At 71.7% G+C, this 21,826-nt stretch carries 8 protein-coding genes; all 8 read right to left on the reverse strand.

Annotated elements, in window-relative coordinates; translation table 11 throughout:
* Positions 1-179: 179 nt before the first annotated feature.
* Positions 180-1,115: a TauD/TfdA family dioxygenase gene (locus ACFVYR_RS20510; protein WP_384250952.1), complete on the reverse strand. Its 936-nt coding sequence runs from the start codon at positions 1,113-1,115 to the stop codon at positions 180-182.
* The gene (locus tag ACFVYR_RS20515; RefSeq protein WP_384250955.1) at positions 1,112-1,933 is read right to left on the reverse strand and encodes a 4'-phosphopantetheinyl transferase family protein; all 822 of its coding nucleotides are present in this window, start codon (positions 1,931-1,933) and stop codon (positions 1,112-1,114) included. The genes ACFVYR_RS20510 and ACFVYR_RS20515 overlap by 4 nt, the downstream gene beginning before the upstream one ends.
* 49 nt (positions 1,934-1,982) lie before the next feature.
* On the reverse strand, positions 1,983-2,921 hold the full coding sequence (locus ACFVYR_RS20520; protein ID WP_384250958.1) for a TauD/TfdA family dioxygenase: 939 nt from the start codon (positions 2,919-2,921) through the stop codon (positions 1,983-1,985).
* Positions 2,922-2,925: 4 nt separating this feature from the next.
* A complete protein-coding gene (locus ACFVYR_RS20525) occupies positions 2,926-3,705 on the reverse strand; it encodes a thioesterase II family protein (protein WP_384250961.1) in 780 nt (259 codons plus the stop codon).
* Complete coding sequence (locus ACFVYR_RS20530) at positions 3,680-4,951, reverse strand: MFS transporter (RefSeq protein WP_384250963.1); 1,272 nt, start codon at positions 4,949-4,951, stop codon at positions 3,680-3,682. Before ACFVYR_RS20530 ends, ACFVYR_RS20525 begins: the two co-directional genes overlap by 26 nt.
* Entirely contained in the window at positions 4,948-5,871 is a 924-nt protein-coding gene (locus ACFVYR_RS20535) for an ornithine carbamoyltransferase (protein ID WP_384250966.1), read from the reverse strand. The genes ACFVYR_RS20530 and ACFVYR_RS20535 overlap by 4 nt, the downstream gene beginning before the upstream one ends.
* A 92-nt stretch (positions 5,872-5,963) precedes the next feature.
* Entirely contained in the window at positions 5,964-16,808 is a 10,845-nt protein-coding gene (locus ACFVYR_RS20540; protein ID WP_384250969.1) for an amino acid adenylation domain-containing protein, read from the reverse strand.
* On the reverse strand, positions 16,805-21,820 hold the full coding sequence (locus tag ACFVYR_RS20545) for an amino acid adenylation domain-containing protein (RefSeq protein ID WP_384250972.1): 5,016 nt from the start codon (positions 21,818-21,820) through the stop codon (positions 16,805-16,807). The genes ACFVYR_RS20540 and ACFVYR_RS20545 overlap by 4 nt, the downstream gene beginning before the upstream one ends.
* Between the last annotated feature and the right edge of the window lie 6 nt (positions 21,821-21,826).

The following is a 21,826-nucleotide window of genomic DNA, read 5'->3' on the forward strand; positions in this document are numbered from 1 at the left end:
GATGCACGACGGCGGGGACGCCCTTGGGAGGCGTCCCCGCCGTCGGCCTTGGCCGTGTGAGGTGGTGCGGGCGCTCCCCCCGACAGGGGACGCCCGGCCGTCACGAGTGGGCCGGATTCTGCGGTGGCCGCGGGATCCGGCGTTGTCGCCCAGGGGCGTGTTCGGGTCCGGCTCCTTCGTCAGGCAGCCGCCGGAGCGGACAGTTCGGCCATCGCCACCGCGATCTTCCGGGGACCGGTGAACGGCTCCCGGCCGTGTGCGACCAGCATGTTGTCGACGATGAGCACGTCGTCGCGCTGCCAGTCGAAGCGGGTCGACGCCGAGCGGTAGGCGGCCCGCAGGTGCGCCACCGTCTCGTCCGGGATGCGTCCGCCGTCGCCGAAGTAGGTGTTGGTGGGCAGGTTCTCGTCGGCAAAGATCTCCCGCAGCCCCTCCTGGACCTCCGGGGCGAGCGAGGTGAGGTGCCAGAACGTGGCGTGGTTGAACCACACCTCCTCGCCGAAGACCGGATGGGTGTGCACCGCTGCCCGGATTGCTGTGGTCCGCAGCCCGCCGCCCGCGCGCCACTCGGCCGTGATGCCCTTGCCCTGGCAGTACTCCACGACCGCGTCCCGGTCGGTGGTGTTGAACGCCTCCTGCCACGGCACTCCGAAGTCCGCGTGGAAGTTGCGCACCACGCGCCAGCCGCCGCGCCGCTCGAACTCCTCCCGCACCGCGGGGTCGATCGCCCGGTACACCTCGCGGATGTCCGCTAGCGGGGTCGCCCCCTGGGTGTGCGCGGGCTCGATGCAGTAGAAGTACAGCGTGTTCGGCCAGGCCGCCTGGTATGAGTTCTCGTTGTGCAGGAAGATCTCCTCATCGGCCGGATAGTCCGTCGACGTGTAGACCTGCCCCTTGATGGTGGAGCGCGGTGAGGAGCGCTCGGCATAGCGCAGCGGCGCACTGCCGGAGAAGGCGTGCACCACGCTGTCGAACCCGTCGACGCCGCCGATTTCGAAGCCGCGCAGCAGGATCGCGCCCCGCTCGCCGAGGACCGTCCGAAGCTTCTCGCGGTGGGCGGCGATGTAATCGTGCACCGGGGTGCCCGGCTCTGCTGTGTATTCGATCGCGGTCATGGGACCAGTACTCCTCTCCTCGGCTTCCTCGACTCGTCGCCGTTCTGGTGGCTCTCCGGGTGTGCCGCGTCCGTGGTGCGCCGCGCCAGGTCCTCGTACCTGTGGAGCTCTACGGGACCGGCGGCGCCCGCCTCCCGGGCCAGCGCCGCGAACATCCCGTCGACCATCGGCAGGTCCTGCATCAGCCATGTGTCGGGGCTGTTCGGCTCCGCATGGGTGACCAGCACCGGGCCGTCCTCGGCGGGCCGTACGTCGACCTCGCTCAGGTCCGTGATGATGCCAACGCCGATCGCCTTGACCACCGCCTCCTTCCGCGTCCAGCAGCGGAAGAAGGCGTCGGTGCGCGCGCTCTCGTCGGGCCGGGAGCGGACGTGCGCCAGCTCTGGGGCGCTCATGAGGAGCTTGGACGCGCCGTCGATGTCCAGGCTGCGGCCGTCTTCCAGGTCGACGCCGACTTGGTGGCCGACGACCACGGCGAGCAGCCACTGGGGCCCGGACCGCGAGAGGTTGAAGCTGAGGTCGGTGGGCGGCCAGTCGATCCTGGGCCGGCCGTGGCTCGGGTGGGCGCAGCGCGGGCACGGACGCCTGCCGAGGACGACCTCGCGCGGCAGCACGCCGAGGTAGTGGGAGAGCACCCGGCGCAGCGCCACGTGTGCGGCCGCGTAGCGCACTGCGGCCGCATCCGGCAGACGGCGGACCATCTGCAGTTCTTCTTCCGACAACAGGCCGGTGTCGCCTGGCGCGAGCGCATCCGGGGCCCGGCCCTGCCAGATGTGGACCGCGTCGCGGACCCTCAGCCGTTCGTATGCGACGGTCATCGCCTCAGTCCGTTCGTCGGTGGGTCATGTGTGGGCGGACGCAAGGCGATCAGTCCGACATCGCGACCAGGACCCGGCGGTCGCCGGTGAAGGGGCGGCGGCCGTGGGCCAGCAGGACGTTGTCGATCACCAGTAGGTCCCCGGTGTGCCAGTCGACGTCCACGGCGTGCTCCAGGCCGCGGTCGCGAATCTGCTCGACGTACGCGGCCGGGATGGGGCTGCCGTCGGCGAAGGTGACGTTCTGCGGTAGGTCGTCCTCAGGCAGGATCTGCGCCAGGGCGGCCGCGGTGTCGTCGCCGAGGCCGGCCGGGTGCCACTGGTCGGACTGGTTGAACCACACCTCGGTGCCGGTGACCGGGTGACGGGTGGTGGCCGGGCGCACCGAGGAGATGCGGATGCTGCCGTCGGCCCGCCACTCCCAGGTGGCGCCGGTCGGGTCGAGGAACGCCTCCACGTCCTCGCGACTGGTCGTCTCGAAGGTGTCCTGCCAGCTCTTGCCCAGGCCGTAGCCGTCGTGCAGGTTCTGCACGTAGCGCACCCCGCCCGCGAAGGCCTCGCGCACCTCGGCGTCCAGAGAGTTCAGCCACAGCGCCGCGTCGACCACCGGGGTGGCGCCGCCGCTGCCCGGCTGGATCTGGCAGTAGAAGGCGAGGCGGGCCGGCCAGGCGTGGGCGTAGCTCATCTCGTTGTGCATCGAGATGGTGAACTCCTGCGGGTACTCAGTCGACGTGTACACGTTGCTGCCGACCTTGGTGCGCGGCGAGTTGCCGTGTACGTAGGTGAGCCGGTTCGGCAGCAGCAGGTCCAGCACCTCGTCCAGACGGTGGGGGGTGACCCCGAAGCCGCGGAAGACCAGGCCCTTCTCCTCCGTCAGCAGCCGGGCGAGCTCCTCCGGTCCCATGTCCTTGAGACGAGCGACGAGTTCGTCGGTGTCGCTGACGAACTCGGCTTCGATGTCCAGTGGGGTCCAGATGTCGGTCTGTGTCATCAGTTCATGCCTCCAGATCCTTGGTGATGTCGGCGACCAGCTCCGCCTCCCGGGGGGCGAGGTAGAAGTGGTCGCCCGGGTAGGCGCGCAGGGCGAAGTCACCGGCCCGGGTCAGCTCGGACCAGGCGAGTACGGAGTCGGGGTCGCATCCCGGGTCCTGGAGCCCGAGACACGCGGTGATAGGGGCCCGCGTCCGCACGGGTGGCGACGCGGAACGGTAGTTCTCGACGAGCTGGTAGTCGGCGCGCAGCGCGGGCAACAGCAGTTCGCGCAGCTCCGGGATGTCGTACGCCTCCGAGCTCAGCGAGCCCAACCGGCGTACTCCGGCGACCAGTTCGTCGTCGCGCTGGTGCAGGCCTGTGCGGCGGAGCCGGTGCGGCGCCGAACGGGCCGATACCACGAGGCGTCGGGGGACGACGCTGTGCCGGGACTCCAGCCGCAGGGTCGTTTCGTAAGCGACGGACGAGCCCATGCTGTGCCCGAACAGGGCGAGGGGGCGGTCGAGGCGGGGCAGCAGCGCGGCGGTGATCGCGTCGGCGAGCGTGGCCATGTCCTCGGCGAACGCCTCGGACAGACGCTCTTGGCGGCCCGGGTAGCGGACCGCGAGCAGCTCCACGTCATCCGGCAGCCGCACCGCCCAGCCGTGGAAGAGCTGGGCGGTGCCACCCGCGTGCGGGAAGCACACCAGGCGGATCCGGGGCGGGCGGCCGGACGCGGCCGGGTAGGTCCTGAACCACGGGTCGTCCCATCGGGGCCGGTCAGCCGTCCGTGTCGTTCCGGTCATCCGTGATCTCTCCCTTCAAGGCCGGTGCCAGTACGGCGCACAGGGCCAGTACGGCCATGGCGGCGGCGATCGCGCGCACGGTGGCCTGCGCGCCCCAGGCCGCGAGGAGCACACCCGCCGCGAAGGAGCCGAGCGCGTTGGTCCCGGAGCCGATGAGTCCCGCTGTGGCGGCGACCCGGCCCTGGAGCGCGTCGGGGGTGGTGCGGATCTGGTAGACGGCCGCAGCGACGTTGAACACCGCGCCGACGAATCCGGTGCCGGCGTACAGCGCGCCGAGTGGCACGGGCCCACTGGTGAAGCCCATCGCGCCGATCAACACCGCCCAGGCCACGGCCCCGCCGATGAGCAGCGTGCGCTGGCGCATCCAGCGCTGGATCCGACCGCCCGCGAGTGCCCCGCACAGGCCGCCGACCCCGCCGATGCCCACGACGACCGCAAGCGTCGCCGCCGGCAGCCCCGCCTCCTTGATTCGAAGGATCAGGGCCAGCGCCAGCATCTGGAACAGCACGTTGGTGCTGGCGACGTAGCCGAGCGCCGCGCGCAGGAACTGCTGCCGCCACAGCCAGCGCATCCCCTCGGCGACCTCTGCCGCCATCCGGTTGCCGCCGGTGCGGACGGGGCGCTCCTGCTGGAAGTCCTTGCGGATCAGCAGCAGGGAGAGGGCCGAGACCAGGTAGCCGAGCGCGCCGAAGCCGAACGGTAGCCAGCGTGCCGCCGACTGCAGCAGCACCCCGCCGGGCTGGCCGAGTAGCCCAGCCGCCCGCCCCCGTGCCTCGTTCTGCGCGAGAGCGGCCGACAGATGCGCTGGATGCACGATGTTGCGGACGGCGCCCCGCTCGGCGAGCCGGTAGAACACGGCGAGGGACGCCTCCACGAACGCCGCGGCCGCCAGATGCGCCACCGTCATCCGGCCCGACGCGAGGACGAGCGCGACGCTGCCCACCACCGCGAGCCGGCCCGCCTCGCACACCAGCATCAGCCGTCGCCGGTCCCAGCGGTCCACCAGCGCGCCAGCCGGCAGCTGCACCAGCAGCAGCGGCAGCAGGGCCGCCGTCGACACCACGGACATGGCCAGTGGGGAGCCGGTGTGCCACAGCACGATCAGCGGGTATGCGACCCCCGTGAGCCGAGCGGCGAGGAAGGACATGCTAGCCCCGGACCACAGCAGCAGGAAGTCCCGGTTGCGGCGCAGCGGACGGCCCGGGGCCGCTGCCGTGGCGGCTCCGGTGTCCTCGACCAGTGTCACGTCCTGCACCACTCAAGGACCGCCATCGCGCTGTGCATCTTGTTCTCGGCCTGGGCGAAGGCGATGCTCGTGGGGCCGTCGAGGACCTCGGCGGTGACCTCGTCGCCGCGGTGTGCGGGCAGGTCGTGCATGAAGACCGCCTTCGGGCTTGTCTCCCACAGCGCCGACGTCACCTGGAACGGCGCGAACACCGTGCGCCAGGCGGGGTCGGGCTTGCTGGTGCCGGTCGTCTGCCAGCGCGTGGTGTACACGACGTCCAGGTCGGCGGGCAGTTCGTCCATGTCATGGCGCTCGCGGAACACCGCCCCGTACCGCGCGGCCTGTTCGGCGGCGCGCTCGCGGTAGTACGGGGCCAGGCCGTAGCCCGGCGGGGTGCGCAGGTCGAACTCGACGCCGGGGAAACGGGTGAGCGCGAGGGATAAGGCGGAGGCGGTGTTGTTGCCCTCGCCGACGTAGAGCACGCGCAGCCCTTCGACGCGGCCGAACTGCCGCCGCAGCGTGGTCAGATCAGTGAGCGCCTGGGTGGGGTGCTCGTCGGAGCTCATCGCGTTGATCACGGCCATCCGATCCTGGGTGGCCCAGGCGCGCATCTCCGCAGGGTCGCCCGCGGTGCGGGCGACCAGGACGTCGAGCATGCGGGACATCACCCGGCCGGTGTCCTCGCTGGTCTCACCGGTGTTGAGCTGCAGGTCGTCGGGGCCGTACGAGACGATCTGCGCGCCCAGACGCAGGGCGCCGCTGGAGAAGGCGGTACGGGTGCGGGTCGAGGTCTTGCTGAAGTAGACGCCCACGACGTCCCTGGCGAGCGGAGCGGGGCGGCCCGCGGTGCCGACCGAGAACTCGGCGCCGCGGACGACCAGGGCGTGCAGGTCCGCGTCGTCGAGGTCGTCGATGGAGATCAGATGCCGTACGGATGCCACGGATTCCTCCTCTTCCTTCAGGGGTGCGGGCTGGCCGATGGGGGACGGGCGGTGCGGTGTGCGGGCCGCACGGTCTGTACGGGGAGCGGAGGTCATACCTGTTCCTCGCCGGTGTCGTTGGTGACGGCCGGGATGAGAACCGCCGGGAGCCCGTCGCGGCCGTCGGCGGTGCGCCAGTCGGAGGCCAGGCGGCCGCTGCCGAAACCGGCATGGGCGCGGCCCAGTTCGGCGGCCAGGTGCTTGACGACGGCCTTGCCGGAGTCAGCATTGGTCAGGACGACGAATCCGGTGCCGCCGTGGAGGTGGCTGATCGCCATGTTCCGGTAGCCCGAGGGCTCGCCGCCGTGGCCGAACTCCAGGTCGTCGCCGCTGTCGTCGACGATCGTGCCGAGCCCGTAGAACGTGCCGGTCTCGCCCGCCAGCAGTTCCCGGGCCAGGGCCTGCGGGACCAGTGCGCCCGGGATGCCGAGAAGGGCATCCCGCACCGCGACCATGAACCGGGCCGCATCCGCCGCCGTCGTCCACAGCCCTGCGGCGGCGAGATGGGCGCGTGCGCGCCAGCCGCGCTTGAGCGGGGTGCCGTGGGCGTCGTGGCCGAGGGCCACGGGCAGGCCGGCGGTGTGCGGGTGGTCCTGGTCGAAGCTGGTGTCGGCGAGGCCGAGCGGGTCCAGCACCAGGCGCCGCATCAGTGGCTCGAACGGCTCACCCGTGGCGTCCTCCAGCACCTGCTGGAGCACCCAGTAGTGCGTGCTGCTCTTGCGGAACACCGTCCCTGGCGGCAGCTCGCGGCGCACCCGCGGGGTGGTTACCGGTGGCCTGCCCTCCAGTAGGTCGAGCAGGGTCGGTACCGGCTCGCCAGGGCGGCACGCGAAGCCGCGGTACTGGGCGAGCCCGGCGCGGTGTCCGAGCAGCATCCGCAGGGTGACGGGCCCCGGAGTGTCCGGTGTCTCGTCGAGGTGCCAGGACGTCAGGTAGTCCTCGATGTCGGCGTCCAGTTCGACGATGCCCCGGTCCACCAGACGCAGCACACCCAGCGCGGTGATGTGCTTGCTGAGGGAGCCGACCTGGAACAGCGTCCGCTCCGTCACAGGCGCGTCGCTGTCGGCCGCCAGTACGCCGTGGTCCTCGACGGCCGCGACGGCGCCGTCCTGGATGACGGCGAGCGCGACACCCGGCACGTGGTTATCGGCCATGACGGCGTCGATGCCCTCGACGAGTCGGTTCGGCGAGGCGGGTGCCCGGTCCTGCGGCGCCGTTCGGAGCAGCGCGGCGGCCTGCACCATCGCCTCGCTCATCGGCGCCAGGTCGTCCCCACCGGCCTGCCGGAGCAGCTGCGCCAGCAGCTCGGCGGGCACCTCGACAGTGTCGGAGGCTACGGCCTCCGGCCGAACGGCGTCCGTGTCCGCTGGGCTTGCGGCCCTGGACGCGGTCGGGGCCGTACTGTGTCCACCGCTCGCGGCGGCCGTGTCCGCGTCCACCGCCGCCGCCAGGTCGATCAGGGTGTCGTGCTGGTACATGCGGTAGATCGAGACCGTCAGGCCGGCGGCGCGGGCCGCGGCCAGGACCTTGATCATGAGCAGGGAGTGGCCGCCGAGGTCGAAGAAGCGGTCGTGGATGCCGATCTGCTCCACGCCCAGGACCTCGGACCAGATGGCGGCCAGCGCCTTCTCCGTCGGCGTGCGCGGCAGCACGTGGTCCGTGCCGGTGCGCAGCGCACCCCGGTCGGGGGCGGGGAGCGCGCGTCGGTCGACCTTGCCGTTGGCGTTCAGTGGCAGGACGTCCAGGGTCACGAAGGCCGCGGGCACCATGTAGTCGGGCAGACGCCCGGCGCAGTGCTCAGCCAGGGTTTCGGGTGAGGGGTCCGCCTCGCCCGCCGTCGCTGTCCAGTAGGCGATCAGACGGCGGTCGCCCGGCACTGGTTCATGGACCGTGACGAATGCCTCGCGGATGTCGGGGTGTTCGGTGAGGACGGTCTGGATCTCGCCGAGTTCGACGCGGTAGCCGCGGATCTTGACCTGGTCGTCGATGCGGCCGAGGAACTCGATGTTTCCGTCGGGGAGTTGGCGGGCCAGGTCGCCGGTGCGGTAGAGGCGGGCGCCGGGTTCGGGGGCGTAGGGGTCGGGGAGGAAGCGTTCGGCGGTCAGGTCGGGGCGGCCGGCGTAGCCGCGGGCGACGCCGGTGCCGCCGACGTACAGCTCGCCGGGCACGCCGAGGGGGACCAGTTGCAGCACCGCGTCCAGGACATACGTCCGCATGTTCGGCAGCGGACGGCCGATCGGCACCACCTCGCGGCCGACTGCCTCGGTTACCGGGAAGATCGTGGAGCCGACGGACGCCTCGGTCGGGCCGTACTCGTTCATCAGGCGCCCCGGGCCGAGGATGTCCAGCGACCGGTTTGAGGTGGTTCCGGGCAGCGCCTCGCCCGCCACCACTAGCACCGCGGCCAGCTCCTCCGCCTGCTCGGTGGTGAACTGCTCGGCGAGCAGCTCCAGGTGCCCGGGGGTGAGCTTGACGAAGCTGTACGGCGCTTCGGCCAGCAGCGCCCGGCCGAGCCGGCCCGGCTTGGTGTCCTGCGCCACCGCGAACACCCGCTGCCCGGTGACCAGCGGCGCCCACAGGTTCGGGACGATCAGGTCGAAGGCGACCGAGGAGAAGATCGGCGCGCCGCCGGTGCCGCGGGAGGCCAGCTCGCGCGCCGCCCACGCCACGTGGTTGACCAGACCGCGGTGCGGCACCTCCACGCCCTTGGGGACACCGGTCGAGCCGGAGGTGAAGATGACGTACGCCAGCCGGTCCAGGTCGTCCACCCGCACCGGTGCGGTCGTCGGCAACGCACTGACGTTTTCCTCGGCGAGCAGCACCTCGGCGGAGCCGAACCGGTCGGCGTACGCCTCGGACGTGATCGCCACCCGGGCGCCCGAGGTCGCCACGATGGAGGCGACGCGTTCCGCCGGGTAGGACGGGTCGACGGGCACGTATGCGCCGCCAGCCTTCCACACCGCAAGCAGCGCGGCGATCAGGGCCGGCCCCCGGTCCAGCTGGACCGCGACGCGCGCCTCCGCGTCGATACCGCGGGCTCGCAGTGCATGCGCCAGCTGGTTGGCGCATGCGTCCAGTTCGGCATACGTCACCGTGTCGGCCCCGAGGGTCACCGCCGGCGCGTGGGGGACGCGGACGGCCTGCGTCTCGAAGAGCTGGAGCACCGAGGCGGTCTCGGCCTCGTGCGCGGTGTCGTTCCACTCGATGAGTTGCCGTTCCAGTTCCTCGGCCGGCAGCGGCACCACCCGGGCGTCGCCCGTTGGGTCGGTGGCCATGGCGGTAAGGATCGCCGCGTACAGTGCGGTCAGCCGGTCGGCGTTCTCACGCGACAGCGCGTGGGTGTGCGTGGTCATCACCAGGTATCCGGAGACCGCCGACACCGCCAGGTCGAACTCCGTCGCGCCCTCACCGGAACTGTCGGACAGGTCGACGTGCTCGGTGTCGACGTGGTCGAAGTCCTGGTAGCTGAAGCGGACGTCGAGCAGGCGCTCCACCCCGGCCGCGTGCTGGATCGTCGGCATCGGGTGGCGGCGGTACTCCCACATGCCCCCCTCGTGGGCGAAGACCTCACCGACCAGTTCTTCCCATGTGCGGTTGCGGTCGCCGTCGAAGGCGAACGGCAGCGTGTTGAGGTACATGCCGTAGACCCGGTCTGCGCCCGGCGCTTCGGGACGGGCACTGAACACCAGGCCCGAGTGGAACCGGCTCTCCTCGGTGAGTAGACTCAACACCTTCAGGTGCGCGGCCAGCAGCACGCTCTTGACCGAGACGCGGGCCCGCGTGGCCAGGGCGCGCAGGCCCGCCTCGAAGGGCCTGAGCTCTACCGCGACCCGGTACCGCTTTCGCGCGGCGGTGCGGTCGCCAGCCCAGGCCGCCGGAAGCGAGAAGCGCGCGTACGCGTCGATGATCCGTTGCCAGTATGCCTGGTCCTCCTCCGACTCCAGGGAACGCAGCTCGGCAGCGACGAAGTCGGCGTAGCGCACGGGCGGGGCAGACACCTGGGACGGCTCCCCGCCGTCGCGCACCCGGCGGTACTCGTCGAGCAGCTCCATCAGCAGCGCGCGGTGGCTCCATCCCTCGGTGATGGCGTGGCAGACGGTCAGACCGAGCCGCCAGCCGTCGTCCTCGACGTGCGCGGTCATCCGCAGCAGCGGTGCCTGCTCCAGGTCGAACAGGTCGGCACGCTCACGGGCGACGAACTCCTCGACGACGCGGCGCCGTTCGTCCTCCTCAAGCCCCCTGAGGTCGTGCACGGCCACCGGAATGGCGGCCTCGGCGTGCACTACCTGGAGCGGCCCGGTGTAGCCGTCGAGGTGGAAGGAGGTCCGCAGCATTTCGTGGCGGGCCGCGACCACGTCGGCGGCGGCGCGCAGCGCCTCGGCCGAGAACTGCCCCGACTCGCTGATCCGGAACGAGGAGACGTTGTGGTAGGCGTGCTTGGTGTCGTCCGCCAGCATCTCCAGGACCATGCCGAGCTGCACCTGCGTCAGCGGATAGGCGTCCACGGCGTCGTCTGGGAGCTTTTCCCTGTCCGCGGCGTCAATCAGCGCGAACCGTTCCACAGGAATGTCAACCTCGGTGTGCGCCGGGCGTCCGGTGAGGAACTCGCCCAGCTCGGCGACCGTACGGTGCTCGAAGACGTCCCGCACTCCAATGTCGAACCCGGCCGAGCGCAGTGCGCCGACGAGCGCGACGGCACGGATGGAGTGGCCGCCGATCTCGAAGAAGCCGTCCTCGACGCCGACCCGCTCCAGGCCCAGCACCTGGGCCCACACCTCGGCGATCCGCTCCTCGGTCACCGTGCGCGGCGCGACGTAGCCGTCGTCCGCCGCCTCGGCGGCGTCCGGGGCGGGCAGGGCGCGCCGGTCGACCTTGCCGTTGGCGTTGAGCGGCAGGGCATCCAGGGCGACCAGGGCCGTGGGCAGCATATACTCGGGCAGCTGTTCGGACAGGTGGGCGCGGACGGAGTCCGCGGCCGCGCCAGCCGGCGCGTAGTACGCGGCCAGGTCACCGTCGTGGACCGTGACGAATGCCTCGCGGATGTCGGGGTGTTCGGTGAGGACGGTCTGGATCTCGCCGAGTTCGACGCGGTAGCCGCGGATCTTGACCTGGTCGTCGATGCGGCCGAGGAACTCGATGTTTCCGTCGGGGAGTTGGCGGGCCAGGTCGCCGGTGCGGTAGAGGCGGGCGCCGGGTTCGGGGGCGTAGGGGTCGGGGAGGAAGCGTTCGGCGGTCAGGTCGGGGCGGCCGGCGTAGCCGCGGGCGACGCCGGTGCCGCCGACGTACAGCTCGCCGGGCACGCCGAGGGGGACCAGTTGCAGCACCGCGTCCAGGACATACGTCCGCATGTTCGGCAGCGGACGGCCGATCGGCACCACCTCGCGGCCGACTGCCTCGGTTACCGGGAAGATCGTGGAGCCGACGGACGCCTCGGTCGGGCCGTACTCGTTCATCAGTTCCGCGTCCGGGGCGAGCGCGCGCCAGCGCTCCAGCGTGGCCTGGGTGAAGGCTTCACCCGCGACCACCAGCACCGGAGCCAGCGCGGCCGCCTGCTCGGCGGTGAGTTGCTGGGCCAGGACGTCCAAGTGGCCCGGTGTGAGCTTGATTAAGCTGTACGGCCCCGACGCGCCCAGGTGTTCGCCCAGGTCGGCCATGTCGATGTCCTGCCCGACCGTGTGCACGGCCTGCCCGGTGACCAGCGGAGCCCACAGGTTGGGGACGATCAGGTCGAAGGCGACCGAGGAGAACAGGGGGGCGCCGCCGGTGCCACGAGAGGCGAGTTCGCGCGCCGCCCAGGCCACATGATTGGCCAGGCCTCGGTGGGTGGCCTCGACGCCCTTGGGGACGCCGGTCGAGCCGGAGGTGAAGATGACGTACGCCAGCATGTCGAGGTCGTCCGCCCTGGCCGGTGCCGTCTCCGGCAGACCGGCGAGGTCCGGGAGATCTGTGAGCGTCACCACGGCTGCGGAGGCTTCGCGCATGGCGGTCACTCGGGCCGCCGGGTAGGACGGGTCGGCTGGCACGTAGGCGCCGCCCGCCTTCCACACCGCGAGCAGCGCGGTCAGCAGGTCGGGGCCGCGGTCCAACTGGACCAGCACCCGGGCCTCGGCGGTGACGCCGAGGCCGTGCAGGTGGTGGGCGAGCCGGTTGGCGCAGGCGTCCAGCTCGGCGTAGGAGACGGTGGTGCCCGCGTGCTTGACGGCGACCGCGTCGGGGGTACGGGCGGCCTGTGCCTCGAAGCGTTGGAGTACGGAGGCGGTCTCGGCCTCGTACGTGGTGTCGTTCCACTCCACCAGCTGCCGCTCTCGCTCGCCCTCGGGAAGGAACGTGACGCGCGCGTCGCCCTCTGGATCCGCGGCCATCGCCTCCAGGACCTGGCGCAGCATCTGCGCGAGCCGGTCCGTAGCGGTACGGCTCAGTGCGCGCGGGGAGGCGGTGAGGACGAGGTGGCCGATGCGGGCCGAGACGCCGAGCGAGAACTCCGTGGGGCTGTCGTCGATGCTCGCCAGGTAGTCGACCTGGTCGTGGTCGACCTGGTCGAAGTCGTGGTAACTGAACCGCATCTCGACCAGCCGCTCGGCGTCGGCAAGTTCGCGCTGGATGACCGGCATCGGGTAGCTGCGGTGCGGCCACAGCTCGACCTCGCGGGCGAACACGCTGGCGACGAGCTCGCGCCAGGTGGCCGTGGAACGGTCGTACGCGAACGGCAGCGTGTTCAGGTGCATGCCGTACACCCGGTCGGCGCCGAGTACCTCGGGCCGTGCGTTGCAGACCAGGCCGGTGAAGAAGCGCTCCTCCTCCGTGAGCATGCTGAGCGTCTTGAGATGGGCCGCATGCAGCACGCTCTTGAGCGAGACGCCGGCCTTGGAGGCCAGCGCGCGCAGCCGGTCTTCCATGTCGTGGAACGGCACGGGTACGCGATGGGGGGTGCCGGCGTCGTCCGGGTCGCCGCGCCACGCGGCGGGCATGGTCAGCGGCGCGTAGCCGTCGACGACGGACTGCCAGTAGGTACGGGACTCCTCGGAGCCCAGGGCGTCCAGCTCCACCGCGATGAAGTCGGCGAACCGGACGGCCGGGGCGTGGGACCCGGCTGGCTCCCGGCCGTCCCGGATGCGGCCGTACTCCTCCAAAATCTCCATCAGCAGCGAGTGGTGGCTCCAGCCGTCCAGAATCGCGTGGCACTCGGTGTTGGTGATCCACCAGCTACCGTCACCGGCCACGTGTGCGTGCAGGCGCAGCAGCGGCGGCACCGTCAGGTTGAACAAGGCCGCGCGTTCCTGCCGGACGAACTCCCGCAACTCCGCCAGGAGCTCGTTCTCGGACAGGTGCGAGACGTCACGCACGCCGACTGGCATCTCCGCCGTCGCGTGCACCAGCTGCATCGGCACGGAGTACCCGGTGAGGTCGAACGAGGTGCGCAGGACGTCGTGGCGGGCGGTGACCACGGCGGCGGCCTCGCGCAGCGCCTCCGCAGAGAACGGCTGTTCGTCGCGAATCCTGAACGACGTGGCGTTGTGGTAAGGGTGCCTGCCTTCGTCGGTCAGCATTTCGACGACCATGCCGAGCTGCACTTGCGACAGCGGGTACGCGTCGACGACGCCCTCCGGGAGCCGAGCCGTGTCCTGAGCCGTTATCAGGGAGAACGGCTCCACCGTGCGGCCCGCGTCGATGGGCGCCGGGCGGCCGGTGACCAGTTCGGCGATGCGGGCGACCGTGCGGTGCTCGAAGACGTCGCGTACCGCGAGGTCGTAGCCGATGGCCCGCAGCCGGCCCACGAGGGCGACGGCACGGATGGAATGCCCGCCCGCATCGAAGAAGCTGTCCTCGATGCCGACCCGCTCCAGGCCCAGGACATCCGCCCACACTGCGGCGATGCGCTCCTCGGTGACCGTGCGGGGGGCGACAAACCCCGCCGAGCTCAGGGCGTCCCGGTCGGGTGCGGGCAGGGCTCGCTTGTCGAGCTTGCCGTTGGTGGTCAACGGCAGCGCGTCGAGGATGACGAACGCCGCCGGGATCATGTACTCGGGCAATCGGCCCGCTAGGTGGGAGCGCAGCGTGACCGGAGCCGGCTCGACCCCTTCGGCCGGGGTCACGTACGCGACCAGCCGCTTGTCCCCGGGGGTGTCCTCGCGCACCAGCACAGCCACATCCCGCACATCCGGGTGGGCGGCCAGAGAAGTCTCGATCTCACCAAGTTCGATGCGGAAGCCCCTGATCTTGACCTGGTCGTCGATGCGGCCCAGGAACTCCAGGCTGCCGTCCGCCAGTCGGCGGGCCAGGTCACCGCTTCGGTACAGGCGGGACCCAGGCGGCCCGTACGGGTCGGGCACGAACCGCTGCGCGGTCAGCCGCGGCCGATTGATGTAGCCGCGCGCCACACCGGCGCCGCCGACACAGATCTCGCCAGGTACGCCCACCGGCACCGGACGGCCGTCCGCGTCCAGCAGATAGATGCGCAGGTCCGCCAGCGGGTGGCCGACCGGACTCGCCCCCTGCGGGTCCAGGTTCCACTCGGTGATGCGGTGGTAAGTAGTGTGGACCGTGGTCTCGGTGATCCCGTACATGTTGACCAGGGCGATCTGGTCGAGGCCGAACCGCTCGGCCCACGGTCGCAGTTCGGAAAACTCCAGCTTCTCGCCTCCGAAGACCACCGCGCGCAGGGCGAGGTCCGCGTCGGTGTCGACCAGCGCGCGGAACGCGGTCGGCGTCTGGTTCAGGAACGTGACCCGTTCGCGTACCAAGAGGTCGAGGAACTCCTCGGGGGAGCGCGTGGCGGAGTCCGGGACGACGACGAGGCGCCCGCCGTGCAGCAGTGCTCCCCACATCTCCCAGACGGAGAAGTCGAAGGCATAGCTGTGGAACAGCGTCCACACGTCCGTCTCGGTGAGTGCGAAGCGCTCGTGGCCGCGGTCCATGAGGCGGACCACGTTGCTGTGGGTGAGCGCGACTCCCTTGGGCCTGCCGGTCGAACCCGAGGTGTAGATCGTGTAGATCAGGTTCTCCGGGCTGCCGGCGACCGCCGGGTCGGCGTCGGGCTGTGCCGCGATCAGATCCTCGTCCGCGTCGAGCAGCAGCAGTTCCCCGTCGAACAGCTGGGCGTGTGCCCGAGTGGTGACGACGACGGGGGCCTGAGCGTCGTGCACGATGTAGGCGATCCGGTCCGCGGGGCTGGCCGGGTCCAGCGGCAGATAGGCGGCACCGGACTTCAGGATGCCGAGCAATGCGGGGATCAGCTCGATGCCGCGCTCCAGGCTGAGGCCGACCAGGGTCTCCAGGCCGACTCCCTTGGCGATCAGGGTATGCGCGATGCGGTTGGCGCGCGCGTTGAGCTCGGCGTAAGTCAGGGCGGTGTCCGCGAAGGAGACGGCGACGCGGTGCGGGGTGCGCGCGGCCTGCTCCTCGAACAGCTCGTGCACCCGACGGGTCACCGGGCGCGGTCGTTCGGCCGGGCCGATCAGCACGGCCCACTCCTCCTCCCCGATGATCTCCAGTCTGGACAGCGGCGCCTCGGGGGCGGCGGCGATGCTCGCGAGCAGTCGCAGCAGATGGCCGCGGAACCGTTCCACCGTCGTACGGTCGAACAGTGCCGTCGCGTACTCCAGATGTCCGCCGAGCGATCCGTCCTCACCCTCGCGGAGCTGCAGGTCCAAGTCGAACTTGGCGAATCGGCCCGATCCCTCGAACGGAGACACCTCGATGCCGGGCAGCGTGAACGCGGCACCACGGTCGCCGTGCAGGGTGAACGCGGCCTGGAACAGCGGGGTGCGGGACAGATCGCGCTCCGGCCCGATCGCCTCGACGACCCGGGCGAAGGCCACGTCCTGGTGGTCGTAGGCGTCCAGGACCGTTGCGCGGGTGCGGGCCAGCACGTCGGTGAACGCCGGGTCGCCGGACAGGTCGCCGCGCATCACCAGGGTGTTGATGCCGTAGCCGATCAGCTGCTGCAGCTCGGGGCGGCCGCGGCCGGAGACCACGGTGCCGACCGCGATGTCGGTGCGGCCCGTGTAGCGGGCCAGCAGGGTCTGGTAGGCGGCGAGGAACAGCATGAACAGCGTGTTGTCGTGGGTGGCGGCCAGCTCGCGCAGCCGGGCCGCGAGCGGTTCGGGCACCTCGAACGGCACCGCGTCGCCCGCGCCGTCCCGCACCGCCGGACGCGGCCCGTTGGTGGGTAGGTTGAGCGGGGCGAGGTCCGCCAACCGGCCAGTCCAGTATTCGAGGTGGCGCTTCATCACCTCGCCGGTGAGCTGCTCGCGCTGCCAGGCCGCGTAGTCGGCGTACTGCACGGCGAGCGGGGCGGGGGCCGCACCCGTGCACAGCTGGCTCAGCTCCTGACCGAAGACCTGGGCGGACCAGGCGTCGCAGGCGATGTGGTGGAAGACCACCGCGAGCACATGCTCGTCGGCGGACAGCCGGATCAGCTGGCCGCGCACCGGCCAGTCGCGGCTCAGGTTGAAGACGCGGGACAGGTCAGCCTCGACCAGGGCGCGCGCCGCGTCGTCGTCCGCGGCCTCGGAGCGCTCCAGCGGCAGCGGGCGGGGGGCGTCGACGACCTGGACCGGTTCGTCGCCGTTGAGGACGTAGCGGGTGCGGAGGATCTCGTGCCGCTCCAGCACCCCCTGCCAGGCCCGCTCCAGCGCGTCGGTGTCGAGCGGGCCGCGCAGCCGCAGCACCAGCGGCACCAAGTACTCGGGGCTGTCGGGCTCCAGCCGGCTGAGGAACCACATCTGCTGCTGCCCGTACGACAGCGGCAACGGGGCGTCGCGGTCGGCGCGCGGGATCCCGGTACGGTGCGGTGTGGCGGCGCGGCTGCCGGCGAGGCGCCGGCGCAGAAGCTCGGCGCGGAGCGCGTCGGCATCGGTGCCCGAGACGACGGGCGTGTCCATGTTCCCGGTGCTCATGCCTGGTGCTCCTTGGTCGGCGATGTCGTGTCGGCCCGGGCAACGGGGCCAACGGCGTTCAGCAGTTCGGTGTCGGACAGCGCGGCCACCTCGGCGGCGACGCGCTCCTCGACGGCGGCCGCGAGCTGGGCGACCGTCGGGCTCTCGAAGACCGTGCGGACGCCGAAGTCGATCCCGTACTCCTGCTGAATCCGGGAGATCAGGCGGATCGCGAGGATCGAATTGCCACCGATGTGGAAGAAGTTGTCGTGCGCCCCGGCTTGGACGCCGAGCAGCTCGGTCCAGATCTCCGCGACGCATTCCTCGACGGGGCCGCGCGGCGGGACGTGGGTGTCGTGGTCGGGTCGGCCTGGCTCGGGCAGTGCCCTGCGGTCGACCTTGCCGTTGGCGTTGACGGGGATGGCCTCGAGTGCGGTGAAGGTCGCCGGGATCATGTACTCGGGCAGCCGCGGCGCGCAGTGCGCGGCGAGGTCGGGCAGTTCGGCGCTGGGCTCGGCGGGCACCGCGTAACAGGCCAGCACGGGTTCGCCGCCCTCCGACCGGTGGACGACGACCACGGCCTCGCGCACCGCTGGGTGCGCCGCCACCACGGCCCGGATCTCGCCGAGTTCGACGCGGTAGCCGCGGATCTTGACCTGGTTGTCGAGGCGGCCGAGGAAGGACACGGCGCCGTCCGGCAGTCGGCGGACCAGGTCCCCGGTGCGGTACAGCCGGGCGCCCGGCTCGGCGGAGAACGGGTCGGGTACGAACCGTTCGGCGGTCAGCTCGGGCCGGCCCGCGTAGCCGCGGGCGACGCCGGTGCCGCCGACGTACAGTTCCCCGGCCACACCGACCGGGACCGGCCTGAGCGCCGCGTCCAGTACGTGCATCGTCATGTTGGGCAGCGGCCGCCCGATCGGCACGACGTCGGGGACCGGTTCGGTCGTGTCCTGTGGCACCGGGTGGACTGAGGTACCAACGGACGCCTCGGTCGGGCCGTACTCATTGATCAGCGTCATGTCCGGGGCCAGCTCCCGCCAGCGCGCGAGCGCGTCGCGCGTGAACGGCTCGCCCGCCACCACCATCACCGGGGTGAGCGCGCCCGCCTGGGCGGGGGAGAGCTGGTGGGTGAGGATGTCCAGATGCCCCGGCGTCAGTTTCAGGAAGCTGAACGGGGCGGCCTCCGCCAACCGTTTGCCCAGCTCGGACATGTCCGTGTCGTGCGGCAGCAGGGACAGCCGCTGACCGGTGACCAGGGGCGCCCACAGGTTCGGCACCACCAGGTCGAAGGCGACCGAGGAGAACAGCGCGGCGCCACCGTAGTCCTGCCCGGCCAGTTCGCGCGCGGCCCACGCCACGTGGTTGGTCAGGCCGCGATGGGTGACCTCGACGCCCTTGGGCGTGCCGGTCGAGCCCGAGGTGAAGATGACGTACGCCAGCCGGTCCAGGTCCCTGGTGCGGGCCGGCGCAGCAACGGGGCGAACGGCGACCTCGGCCGCATCGGCGTCCACACGCAGCACCCGCACCTCAGGCACGGTGAACCGCTGCTCGTACGCCGAGGAGGTCACTGCGGTGCGCACGCCGGCTGCCTCGCACATCGCGGCGATGCGCTCCACCGGGTACGACGGGTCGATCGGCACGTAGGCGCCGCCCGCCTTCCACACCGCCAGCAGTGCGGTCACCAGTTCCGGGCTCCGGTCGAGCAGGACCGCGACCCGCGACTCGGCGCCCACGCACAGGGTGCGCAGGTGGTGCGCGAGCCGATTGGCGGCGGTGTCCAGTTCGCCGTACGAGACGGTCTGGGCGCCGAAGGCCAGGGCGGTGCGCTCGGGAGCGGTGCGGGCGTGCTCCTCGAAGCGCTCGAAGATGGTGCGCTCGTCGTGCTCGTACGCGGTGTCGTTCCAGCCGGAGATCAGCAGTCGGCGCTCCTCGTCGCCGAGCAGTTCCACCGCGCCGAGCGGCGACTCTGGGTGCCGCGCGACCTGGTCCAGCAGCGTCAGGAAGTGGTCGGCCATCCGCTCGGCGGTGGCCCGCTCGAACAGCGAGGTGGCGTATTCCAGCACGCCGTCCAGGGCGCCCTCGGGCGTCTGCCGCATGAACAGCGACAGGTCGGTCTTCGCCACCTGCCAGGCCTGGGTGAACGCCGTCAGGTCCGAGTCGTGCGTGACGACGCTGGTCACGCCCTCGCTGTGCAGGTCGAAGGCGGCCTGGTAGAGCGGCGTGCGGGACAGGTCGCGCTCGGGCTGCAGTTCGTCGACGAGCCGCTCGAAGGGAAGCTCCTGGTGCACGAAGGCTGTGCGGGCGGCGTCCCTGACCCGCAGCAGGGCCTCGGCGAAGCTCAGCTCGGCGGACAGCCCGCAGCGCACCACCAGGGAGTTGAGGAAGAAGCCGACCATGTTCTCGCTCTCGGGCCGGGTGCGGCCCGCCACCGGGGTGCCGACCGGCACGTCCCACTGGCCGCTGTAGCGGGCCAGGAGCGTGGCGTACGCCGTCAGCAGCGTCATGAACGGGGTCGCACCGTGCACGCGGCCCAACTCGACAAGCCCCGTGGCGGTTTCGGCCGGGACCCGGAAAGGGACGACCGCGCCGCGCGGGTCGCGGACCGCGGGCCGGGGACGGTCGGCCGGCAGGTCGAGCGGGGCGATGCCGTCGAGGACGGTGCGCCAGTGGGCCAGCTCGCCCTCGACGATCTCGTCGGTGAGCCGGGCGTGCTGCCAGGCCCCGTAGTCCGCGTACTGCACCGCCAGGGCGGGCAGTACGGGCTCGCGGCCAGTTTGGTACGCGGCGCACAGTTCGCGCAGCTCGCGCTCCAGGACCACCGTCGACCAGCCGTCGCAGGTGATGTGGTGCAGCGTCAGCAGCAGCAGATGGTCCTCGGCGGGCAGCCGGACCAGCAGCCCACGCCACAGTGGCCCATCGGCCAGGTCGAAGCCTCGGGCGAACTGCTCGCCGAAGAGTTCGGGAACCTCCGCGTGCTCGGCGTCCTCGACACGCAGCTCGACGGAGGCGGTGCTCGGGGCGTCGACGAGTTGGCGGGGCGCGCCGCCCTCGGCGACGTACCGGGTGCGCAGCGGCTCATGCCGAGCGGCCAGCGCGTCCAGGGCGCGGCCCACCGTCTCCGGTTCCAGATCTGCGGGCAGCCGCAGGAAGAGGGGGGCGACCCATTCGGGGCTGCCGGGGTGCATCCGGTCCAGGAACCACAGGCGGCGCTGGCCGGAGGAGAGCGGCAGCTCACCGGAGCGCGACACCGGGCGGATGCCCGGCTCCTCGGCTGCCGGGGCGCCGATCAGCTTGGCCTGAGCCTCGACCGTGGCCGCGGCGAACAGACCGCGCAGCGAGACCTTTTCGCCGGACGTGGCGCGCAGCCGCGCGGCCAGCCGGGTCAGCTGCAGCGACGTGCCGCCCAGGGCGAAGAAGTCGTCGAACGCCCCGACGCGCTCTTTGCCGAGCAGTTCGCCCCAGACGCCGGCCACCAGTTCCTCTGCCGCGTCGCGCGGGGCGGTGTACTCCCGCTGCCAGGCGGCGACGACCTTCTCCGGGCTCGGCAGCGCGGAGCGGTCCACCTTGCCGTTGGGCAGCTGCGGGAAGGCGTCGAGGGTATGGAAGAAGGACGGCACGTGGCTGTCGGGCAGCCGCTCGGTCAGGAAGACGCGCAGCTCGGCGGCGTCCACGGCGGCGCTCGCGGTCAGGTGCGCGGCCAGCCGCTTGCCGCCGTCCTCGGCCGGGTACGCGGTGACGACGGCGCCGGTGACAGACGGGTGGGACGCGAGGGCGGCCTCGATCTCGCCCGGCTCGATGCGGACGCCGTTGACCTTGACCTGGTGGTCGAGGCGACCCAGGTACTCCAGGGCGCGGTCGGCGCGCCAGCGGACCTGGTCACCGGTTCGGTAGAGGCGAGCGCCGGGCTCGGTGGCATACGGGTCAGGGACGAAGCGCTCGGCGGTCAGGTCGGGGCGGCCGGCGTAGCCGCGGGCAACGCCCAGGCCGCCGACATACAGTTCGCCGGGGACGCCCACCGGGACCGGTGCGCCGTTCGCGTCGAGGACGAGCACCTTGGTGCCGGGCAAGGGGCGGCCGATGGGTACCGGACCGGTGGTGACGGACGGGTCGGCCCGCTGGGCGGTGACGTCGATGGAGCACTCGGTCGGGCCGTAGGTGTTCCACACCTCGATGTCTGCGCCGGCCTTTTCTCGCAGCCGCGCGACAAGTTCGGCGTGCAGGGTCTCACCGGCCGAGAACAACAGCCGCAGCACGCCGCAGCGCTCCCAGCCGTCCTCCGCCACGAGCAGGCGCAGCACGGACGGTACGACCTGCAGCACGGTCACGCGGAGGTCACCGACCGCACGCAGCAGCGCCGCCGGGTCGCGCTCGACGCCCAGTGGAGCGAGCACCACGGTGCCGCCGCCGACCAGCGGGGCGAAGATCTCCCAGGCGGCCGCGTCGAAGTCGACGGTGGTCTTTTGCAGGACCCGGTCGCCGGGGCCGAGCCCGTGGCGCTCCACGGTCCAGCCGACCCGCTGGGCGATGCCCGAGTGGGTGATGACCACGGCCTTGGGGCGGCCGGTGGAGCCGGAGGTGAAGATGGCGTACGCAGCATTGTCAGGACCTGCGGAGCCGAGGTCCATGTCCCCAATGCCGTCGGTCTCCGAAAGCTCACCGGGATCGACGCGGCGGGCGCCGGCCTCGCGCACCGCGGCCTCCAGCTCCGGGGCGGCCAGGACCAGGCCCGCCCCGGAGTCCCGGATCAGGCCCGACAGACGCGCCGGAGGCTGGGCGGGGTCGAGCGGGACGTAGCCCGCCCCGGCCCGCCACACGCCCAGCAGCGCGACCACCAGGTCGAGCCCGCGGGGCAGGCTCACCCCGACGAGCGTCTCGGGCCCTGCGCCCAGGTCCCGAAGGCAGCGGGCCATGCGTGCGGACGCATGGTCCAGCTCCTCGTACGTCACCGCCCAGTCGCCGTCGACGACGGCGACGGCATGGGGCGTACGGAACGCCTGCTCGGCGAAGCGTTCCGGAAGCAGTTCGGCGTTCACGGCAAC

Origin of the sequence: Streptomyces sp. NPDC058284, from assembly GCF_042881135.1 — a bacterium.
Taxonomy (GTDB): domain Bacteria; phylum Actinomycetota; class Actinomycetes; order Streptomycetales; family Streptomycetaceae; genus Streptomyces.